At 77.3% G+C, this 2,335-nt stretch carries 1 protein-coding gene and 1 pseudogene; both read left to right on the top strand.

Annotated elements, in window-relative coordinates:
• Positions 1-327: 327 nt before the first annotated feature.
• Entirely contained in the window at positions 328-1,710 is a 1,383-nt protein-coding gene (locus C6N75_RS11185; protein ID WP_105868717.1) for a transcriptional regulator, read from the top strand.
• Positions 1,711-1,831: 121 nt separating this feature from the next.
• Positions 1,832-2,335: pseudogene (locus tag C6N75_RS11180) on the top strand (hypothetical protein); the annotation flags it as partial.

Raw genomic sequence — 2,335 nt, 5'->3', positions numbered from 1 at the left:
GTGGGGCGGGGGAGGGTCGGTCGGGGAGCGCGTCTTGGCACCGGTGCCCCGTCCGGGGCGCATCGGAGCACGGACGGGGGCGCGCACGAGCGCCGGAGCCGGTGACGGGGTAACCAGTGCCGGGGGCCGGCGCCGAGGCCCTTCCCGGGGGCGTACCGCAACGGCGCCCCGGCCCCGACCGGACGGCCTGCCCGTCGCACAGAAGAGTCACCCGGCCTCATACACCATCATCCGTCGCATTCTTCGCCAACCACCCGGGCAGTCATCAGGGACCGACCGAACCGGGCCGGCCGACCGGACAGTCCACCGCGGCACCAGGGGGTAGCCATGGCAGCGAGACCGCTCGTCGCACGTCAGCCCAACGAGCGCCTCCAGGCGCTCATCCAGGAGGCGGGGTGCTCCAACGCCGGGCTCGCCCGCCGGGTCAACATGGTCGGCGCCGAGCGCGGCATCGACCTGCGCTACGACAAGACCTCGGTGGCCCGCTGGCTGCGCGGCCAGCAGCCGCGCGGCCGCGCGCCCGGCCTGATCGCGGAGGCGCTGGGCCGCAAGCTGGGCCGGACCGTCACCATCGACGAGATCGGCATGGCCGGCGGCCGCAACCTCGCCTCCGGGGTGGGCCTGCACTTCGCGCCGACCGTGCTCGGGGCGATCGAGCAGGTCACCGAGTTGTGGCGGAGCGACGTGGGGCGGCGGGACTTCCTGTCCGGGTCGACGGTCGCCGCCTCCGCCCTGGTGGAGCCCAGCCGGGACTGGCTGATCACCGCGGCGGACGCCCAGGTGGCCCGGCAGGCCGGCTCGCGGGTCGGCGAGGCGGACGTGGCGGCGGTACGGGCGATGACGGCCGCGCTGGTGGAGCTGGACCACCGGTTCGGCAGCGGGCATGTGCGCCCGGTGGTGGCGCACTACCTCAACAGCGTCGTCTCCGGGCTGCTGTCCGGCTCCTACCGGGACGCCGTGGGCCGGCAGCTGTTCGCCGCGGTGGCCCGGCTGACCGAACTGGCCGGGTACATGGCGGTGGACACCGGGCAACCGGGCCTGGCCCAGCGGTACTACATCCAGGCACTGCGGCTGGCCCAGGCCGCCGGCGACCGCGCCTACGGCGGCTATGTGCTCGCCGCCTCGATGAGCCATCTCGCCGCGGAGCTGGGGAACCCGCGCGAGATCGCCCAGTTGGCCCGGGCGGCGCAGGAGGGGGCGCGGGGGCGCGTGACCCCGCGCGCGGAGGCGATGTTCCTGGCGGCCGAGGCCCGCGGGCACGCGCTGCTCGGGGACGCCCGCACCACCCGGGAGACGGCCGCCCGGGCGGTGGCCGCGCTGGACCGGGCCGACCCTGAGTCCGGTGACGACCCGGACTGGATCGCCCACTTCGGCCCCGCCTACCTCGCCGACGAACTGGCCCACTGCTGGCGGGACCTGGGCCGCGCCGAGGAGGCCGAGCGGGCGGCGAACGAGGCGCTGGCCGCGCTGCCGGAGACCAAGGCGCGGCGCCGGGCGATCGGCCTGGTGCTGCTGGCCTCCGCGCAGGTGCAGCAGCGGGAGGTCGAGGCGGCGTGCGCGACCGGCACCCGGGCCGCCGGACTGCTCGCCACCCTGCGCTCCTCGCGCGGCGCGGAGTACCTGGAGGACCTGCGCACCCGCCTGGAGCCGTACGCGACCGAGCCGGCGGTACGGGAGTTCGGGGCGCTGGCGGAGTCGCCCGCCGCCTGACGGACCGTACGGGGCCCGGGGCGGCCGTGACCAGACAGGTGTGCGCCTGGTCGTCACCACCCGGTAGCGTGAGGCGACGCTTCCGTAGGTTGACGACAAAGGCTGAGACACAGGAGTCCCGGTGACGACGCACAGCGGACAGGGCCCCGAGCCGCACCGTCCGGCGGCACGCCCCGCGCACGAGGGTGTCGTGCTGCCCGGCGACGGCAGCGAGCCCTGGGTGCCGGGCTCCCGGCAGAGCGCGCCGGCGGACGGCCGGTCCTGGCCGGCCGCCGGGTCCCAGCCGCACGGTCACCAGCCGCACGCTCCCCACGGCTGGCAGCCCCAGCCGGGCTACGGCTACCCGCCGCCGCAGGCCGCCCAGCCCGGGTACGGCCCGCCGCCGGCCCAGCCGTCCGAGGGCTACGGCCACCCCGGCGCGCCCCAGCCGCCGCAGGGCTACGGCTACCCGCCCCCGCAGGCCGCGGCCCCGGGCTACGGCTACCCGGCGCCCCAGCCGCCGCAGCAGCCCCAGGGCTACGGCTATCCGGCCTCCGGCTACGGCCACCCGCAGTCGGGGCCGCCGTCCGCCGGCGCGCAGCCGCTGCCGCCCGAGCACGCCGCCGAGTCGACCGCCTTCCTCGGC

This window comes from Streptomyces solincola (assembly GCF_002982015.1).
Lineage (GTDB): Bacteria > Actinomycetota > Actinomycetes > Streptomycetales > Streptomycetaceae > Streptomyces > Streptomyces solincola.
Note: the sequence above shows the minus strand (reverse complement) of the source record. Positions and strands in the feature narration are given on the sequence as shown.